At 44.2% G+C, this 6,319-nt stretch carries 4 protein-coding genes; 2 read left to right on the top strand and 2 right to left on the bottom strand.

Annotated elements, in window-relative coordinates:
- Nucleotides 1-48 precede the first annotated feature (48 nt).
- Nucleotides 49-960, top strand: a complete 912-nt coding sequence (locus B9J87_RS12030) for a LysR family transcriptional regulator (protein ID WP_013856811.1) — start codon at nt 49-51, stop codon at nt 958-960.
- Nucleotides 961-1,049: 89 nt separating this feature from the next.
- On the opposite strand, the gene B9J87_RS12025 is transcribed toward B9J87_RS12030, so the two are convergent.
- Both B9J87_RS12025 and hrpA read right to left on the bottom strand, forming a co-directional pair.
- Nucleotides 1,050-1,532, bottom strand: a complete 483-nt coding sequence (locus tag B9J87_RS12025; protein ID WP_094150918.1) for a porin family protein — start codon at nt 1,530-1,532, stop codon at nt 1,050-1,052.
- Nucleotides 1,533-1,635: 103 nt separating this feature from the next.
- Nucleotides 1,636-5,571, bottom strand: a complete 3,936-nt coding sequence (gene hrpA, locus B9J87_RS12020; protein WP_094150916.1) for an ATP-dependent RNA helicase HrpA — start codon at nt 5,569-5,571, stop codon at nt 1,636-1,638.
- Nucleotides 5,572-5,811: 240 nt separating this feature from the next.
- Between hrpA and B9J87_RS12015 the strand changes: the two genes are divergently transcribed.
- Nucleotides 5,812-6,216 (top strand): hypothetical protein, encoded by a 405-nt coding sequence (locus B9J87_RS12015; protein WP_088732475.1) that lies wholly within the window; start codon nt 5,812-5,814, stop codon nt 6,214-6,216.
- The last annotated feature ends 103 nt before the right edge of the window (nt 6,217-6,319 follow it).

Below are 6,319 nucleotides of genomic sequence, written 5' to 3'. Positions count from 1 at the left end.
ATAGTGCATATCCTAAAATAGGATAGAATGGGATGGCTTATTGCATAAATGGGATTAATGATGAAACTTGATGATTTATCACTCTTTTTAACGGTAGTGAAATGTGGCAATTTTACGCTGGCAGCAAAACAAAAAGCCTTGTCCACCAGCACTTTGAGCCGCAGAATTCAGCAGTTGGAACAAGATATTGGCAGCATTCTACTGATCAGAAACAGTAAAGAAGTGGTACTAACGAAAGAAGGCGAGCATTTGTTTGAAACCTATGCCAACCTATTTAGCCAAATAGAAGATAAACAAGCACAAGCTTTAAAAGCCAAACAAGAGTTTAGAGGCGAGATCGTCATTAACGCGCCAATCCTACCCATTCGGCATCAGCTAAGTCCATTAGCACTGGAATTTTGTCAGCAACATCCTAAAGTCAACATTCGTATTCAAGTCGGTGCAGGGCTGGATTATCATACCCAGCACGACCTTGATATAGCGCTACGTTTTGGTCCACAACCTCAATCCGATTGGGTTGCGCGCAAACTGGCTAATAACCCTTCCGTGTTGTGCACAAGTCCTGACTACTCGGCCTCTTTGCTGCTAAAACATCCAGAGCAATTACTTTCTCTGCCACTACTCACTTTAAATACCAAACAAGCGTGGATATTTGAACATCAGCAAAGCAAAGAACGTTTTCAATTTATCCCTCAGGCACGTATTAGCTCTGAGGAAATTGATACGATTTTACAAGCCACATTCATGAATATGGGTATTGCAAGGTTACCTAAAGGATTAATTGATAAGGAGTTAGAGGAGAAACGATTAGTGCCATTATTGCCTAATTGGCAGATTGAAGGAGCGGATGTTTATTTGCTGCACCCTCAGAGACGTTTTCTTCCTGAGCGAACTCAGGCATTTATTGACTACATCATCAATCACTGGTCGCGCTTTGCTTTCAGTTACTGGCGTACTTGAGAATGTACACCACACCATACTGCTCAAATAAAAAACCACTTCTTGCTACTAACGAGCAAGAAGTGGTTGAAAGCGATTGAGTGACTAGATTAAAGAAAGTGGAAGGTCGCGTTGAATGAAACCGTACCAATATCGTCATCGCCCAAAGTGTAATTCATGTAACTTGCACCAACTGAAATTGGCCCCATCAGGAAGTATTCAGCGCCTACACCGTACATGATGTCAAAACCATCATCTATTTTATTGCTGTTTAATTTTTTATCCCAAGAATGCAAACCACCCTTGGCATACACATGCAGAGGGCCAAAATCAATGCTTGGCTTTACCGCAAAATAAACAGAAGAGGCCGCGATTTCATTCGTGGCATTGACTTCAAATTTGCCATGGTCGGTGTAACCCGCTTCGAGGCCAATCAGAGGAAGAATACCAGTACCGGCATGAATGTTGTACGAAGTGCCGCTTTTACCATTCAAATCCGATTGGCCTACCGATGCGCCGCCATAAATCCAAGAGTCAGCAAACGCCATTGAAGATGTACTGATCAGCGCCAGTGCGATTAAAGTCTTTTTCATGATGAACCTTCTTTATTTAATTTGGCAGTGGCCTCAAAACGGCGACCGATTGCCACATAGCGTCAAATTATAGTGAACTGTTGGTTAGATGCAAATCTTATACCTAACAAGCATCAATCGCATTTTTTATACGTTTATCTGAAACTGGATAAGGAGTGCCAAGTTGCTGAGCAAATAAACTCACGCGAAGCTCTTCAATCATCCAACGGATCTCTTTAACATTTTCAGGTACTTCTGCACCACGAGGTATCTTGTTTAGTAGCGCTTTGTAATCATTGGTTACCGCTTCAATTTTCAACATGTGCAAACGATCCTTATTTGGATCAATGGGTAACTTCTCCATCCGACGTTCAATCGCGCGCATGTAACGCAGAATATCCGGCAAACGCTTCCAGCCGCATTCGGTGGCAAAGCCTTTAAAGATCAAACCTTCGATCTGCGCTTTGATATCCGATAACGCAAAAGCCATCGTAAAATCGATTTTCCCTTTCAGCTTTTTATTAATGTTGAATGCCGTGGTAAGAATCGTCTCCACTTGTTGGGCGATATCGACCACAGTATCGCCCAATTCAGCGCGCACAAACTCTTTCAGTGCCTCAAACTGCTCCGGCTCCCACACTAAACCGCCTTGCTGCTCAATTAACTTATCAATCCCACAAGCAATACAGTCATCAATCAGGTCCAATACTTTGCCATACGGGTTAAAGTAGAGCCCCAATTTTGACTTGTTCGGTAAATTGGTGTGCAGATATTTAATCGGTGAAGGAACGTTCAGCAAAATCAGACGCCTTTGCCCTGCTTTCATTGCATTGAGTTGTTCTTGCTCAGTCTCAAAAAGCTTAATTTCAACACTTTCTTTACTATCCACTAACGCTGGATAGGCTTTAACCTCGAAACCGCCGCGCTTTTGTTGGTACACTTTCGGTAATTCACCAAAGCTCCACGTATGCAAACCTTGCTGTTCAATATCATCGTCTGCCACTTGAGAGAGTGTTTCTTGTACTTTCTCTTTCAAACTCTCTTTCAGCTGATATAAATCTTTATGCTCGTTGAGTTTGCGATTTTTATGATCCACCGCGCGAAAAGTGATTTTTAAATGATCCGGAACTTGCTCTAACTTCCAATCTTCACGCTTCACCTCGACGCCCGTCATGCGTCTTAACTCTTTTTCCATCGCATCCAATAAAGGCAATTCCATCGGTGTGACACGAGCTAAAAACGCATCCGCATAGTTAGGTGCTGGTACAAAGTTTTTGCGCAGTGTTTTAGGCAAAGACTTGATGAGGCTGACAACCAATTCATGACGTAACCCGGGGATCTGCCAATCAAACCCTGTCGGCTCAATTTGATTTAGGATCGGCAATGGCAAATGCACCGTGACACCGTCACTATCCACGCCAGGTTCAAATTGATAGCTGAGCTTCAGCTTAATACCGTTTTGGTGCCAAAAGTTGGGATAATCTAAATCAGTGATGTGGCTAGCATCACCTTTAAATAGCATCTCTTTTTCAAAGTTGAGTAGATCTGGGGTGGCTTTGCTGGCTTTTCGCCACCACGCATCAAAATGACGCCCAGAGACCACATCAGTTGCGACTCGCTGATCGTAGAACTCGAAAAGCTGTTCATCATCAATCAAAATATCGCGGCGGCGAGATTTATGCTCAAGCTCCTCGACTTCAAGTAATAAGCGACGGTTTTGCTTGAAAAACGCATGTTTGGTTTCCCAATCACCTTCAACTAATGCGCTGCGAATGAAAATCTCACGACATAGTGGCTCGTCAATGGTGCTGTAGTTAATCAAACGTTTAGGCACAATAGGAATGCCATATAACATCACTTTTTCATAGGCCATGACGGCGGCTTGTTTTTTTGACCAATGCGGTTCGCTGTAGCTACGCTTGATCAAATGCTGTGCCAGCGGTTCCACCCATTCAGGCTGGATTTTAGCTGCAATACGCCCCCACAGTTTAGAGGTTTCCACCAATTCGGCGACCATCACCCACTTGGGCTGCTTTTTAAACAGACCAGAAGCGGGAAAGATATTAAAGCGGGCGTTACGAGCCCCTTGGTATTCATTTTTCTCTTGGTCTTTGATACCGATGTGCGACAGTAAACCAACCAAAATTGCACTGTGGATACTTTGGTAATTGCCCGGTTCGTCGTTCAATTTGTAATCCATTTCACGCATCGATTGGTGAATTTGGAAGTAGACATCCTGCCATTCGCGTACCCGCAAATAATTGAGGTAATCTTGTTTACACTGCTTACGAAATTGGCTGCTGCTTAACGCTTTTTGCTCAGTTTGAATGTGGTTCCACAAATTCACTAGGCTCAGGAAATCGGACTCTTCATCAAAAAATCGGCGATGTTTCTCATCGGAGGCTTGTTGTTTATCTGATGGGCGTTCACGTGGGTCTTGAATCGAAAGTGCAGCGGCAATCACCATCAGCTCTTTTACGCAGCCAAGCTTTGGCGCTTCAAGCACCATACGCGCCAAACGGGGATCAATCGGCAAGCGTGCTAATTTGCGCCCCATATCCGTCAACTGCTTTTTGCTGTCGTGACCATGTTTATTGGTATCAGGAACAATCGCGCCAAGCTCTTCTAGCAAACGCACACCATCTTGAATGTTGCGTTTATCCGGCGCTTCCACAAATGGGAATGCTTCAATATCACCCAGCCCAAGTGCGGTCATTTGTAAAATAACCGAGGCTAAGTTGGTACGCAGTATTTCCGGATCGGTAAATTCTGGGCGTGAAAGAAAATCCTCTTCGGAATAGAGGCGTATGCAGATCCCTTCTTCAACACGGCCACAACGACCTTTACGCTGATTTGCACTCGCTTGAGAAATTGGTTCAATCGGCAAACGTTGGACTTTGGTGCGGTAGCTATAACGGCTGATACGCGCCGTACCTGGGTCAATGACATATTTGATCCCCGGAACGGTAAGGGATGTTTCTGCCACGTTGGTGGCTAAAACGATGCGCCGCCCTATATGGGGCTGAAAGATTTTATTCTGCTCACCGGCGGATAATCGTGCATAAAGCGGCACAATTTCAGTATCACGTAAGTTACGTTTACTGAGCGCATCAGCCGTATCACGAATTTCTCGTTCACCATTCATGAAGATCAGAATATCGCCAAGTCCTTCAGCACAGAGTTCATCGACGGCTTCAAAAATACCTTCAAGTTGATCGCGGTCTGCGTCCTCTTCACCAAGCAGTGGTCGATAACGCGTATCGACCGGATAAGTACGACCCGACACTTCAATGATAGGCGCGCCACTAAAATGGTTAGAGAAGCGTTCAGGATCGATGGTGGCCGAAGTAATGATGACTTTGAGATCCGGACGACGCGGCAGCAGTTCTTTCAAATAACCTAAGATAAAATCGATATTTAAGCTGCGCTCATGCGCTTCATCGATAATGATGGTGTCGTACTGATTGAGAAAACGATCATGCTGGATTTCGGCCAACAATATCCCGTCAGTCATCAATTTGATCTGAGTCTGCTCGGAAATTTGATCGTTAAAACGAACTTTATAGCCAACAAAGCCACCCAGTTCTGTTTCCATCTCTTGCGCTATTCGGCTCGCGACCGAACGCGCAGCAAGGCGACGTGGTTGCGTATGGCCAATCAGGCCATATTTACCGCGCCCAAGTTCTGCGCAAATTTTGGGTAACTGAGTCGTTTTGCCTGACCCTGTTTCACCCGCCACAATTACCACTTGGTTTTCAGCAATCGCTTTGGCGATATCATCGCGTTTTTGGCTTACGGGCAATAAATCAGGGTAGTCGATGGTAACGCGGCTGTTGAGACGCTGCTGCGCCACCATCATTGACTGAGCAATATCGAGCGCAATTTGATCAAAAACGGCATGTTTGGCTTGCTCATTTTTTATTTTGCTCGCACCAGAGATGCGTTTACTCAGACGAAAACGATCACGCATCATGCATTCTTTCAATGCATTGCGCAGAGATGCCGCACTGTTGCTGCTAGCGTTCATTGACTTGTGTTGATTGGGCTGTGACGAGGTCAAAGCATTTCCTATTCATTTCATTACATAAAACTGAGCGGATTGTAGCATAATCAACGCTCCTGCAATCAGTTATCCTTTCACAAACGGCGAGCATTTATTCGCTTCCTCCTCGATTCCGGTATGTTTTGCCATCGTTTGTATGATTAAGCGATTTAAAATTGGGTAATCGGATCAGGATTTCTTATGTTTATAAGAAAATCGCCGCTACAATAGCGACATGATTACTGAAACGATAAGACTGTGAAAGCATCTGAACTGAAACACATACTCGATTCACTACCCGATAACACCGATCCAGAATTGGTGATGGGTGAGGCTTGGTTGCCTGAACGTCTTATTGACACACAATTGGACGGCCATTTTCTGTTTCTGGAGTTTGATAATGCGCCCGAGGAAGGTGAAGGAGAGGAAGAAGGTCGCGGTTTTGTTGAACATGAGATTGCCATGATACGGCGACGCTTTGAAGAAATTTTGCTAGAAAAAGCGGACAATAAATCCAAAGCCGATGCCATGTTAGCGCTTTTCCTGATGGGGCATGAATACTCAAGTTCAGAAGTCATTGAAATACTAGAAGACCCTAGCGTTCCTCAAGATCCGAATGATTTTTATCACGAGAGCGATGAAGATGAATCTCGTGATATTTAGAATCTCACTTTATTCTGACTTGTGTTTTGCTCAATACGCCACTATTTAAACAATAATGACTCGAAATTTTCAGTAGGTTTTTTTATGTTTAATGCCATTACAT

It is taken from the genome of Vibrio sp. V19_P1S1T109, from assembly GCF_002241375.1.
Taxonomy (GTDB): domain Bacteria; phylum Pseudomonadota; class Gammaproteobacteria; order Enterobacterales; family Vibrionaceae; genus Vibrio; species Vibrio anguillarum.
This window is presented reverse-complemented; position numbering and strand designations above follow the sequence as displayed.